The following is a 475-nucleotide window of genomic DNA, read 5'->3' on the forward strand; positions in this document are numbered from 1 at the left end:
TTCGACCTCACCGAATGGCCCCCGCCCGGAGCGACCCGGGTGGAGGTGGCTGACATGTACGACGTCCTGGCCGAGCGCGGCTACGGCTACGGCCCCGTTTTCCAAGGGCTCAAGGCGGCCTGGACCGCTGGAGAAGACATCTTCGCCGAGGTCGAACTCGACGAGTCCGTACACGCGGATGCCAAGCGGTTCGGGCTGCATCCGGCGCTCCTCGACTCCACCATGCATGCCCTTGGCCTGCAGGCTGCCGATCTCGAATCAGGCACGTCGGGGGACGACCGCCCCGCGCTCCCCTTCTTCTGGGAGGGCGTGCGTCTGTTCGCCTCGGGCTCGACCGCATTGCGCGTACGTCTCACAGGATCCGGCGTCGACACCGTTTCCCTGGCCATGGCCGACACGGCTGGAGAACCGGTCCTGGCCGTTGCTGGGCTGACGCTCCGTCCGGTGTCGGTGGGGCAGTTGGCGGGGTCGGGTG

1 protein-coding gene is annotated in these 475 nt (G+C 68.4%); it reads left to right on the plus strand.

Features of this window, described 5'->3' with window-relative positions:
* Positions 1–54: 54 nt before the first annotated feature.
* A partial coding sequence (locus tag JGS39_RS40180) for a polyketide synthase dehydratase domain-containing protein (protein ID WP_236066176.1) occupies positions 55–475 on the plus strand: 421 nt, incomplete at its 3' end.

The organism is Streptomyces poriferorum, assembly GCF_019399235.1.
In the GTDB taxonomy this organism is placed as follows: Bacteria; Actinomycetota; Actinomycetes; order Streptomycetales; family Streptomycetaceae; genus Streptomyces; species Streptomyces poriferorum.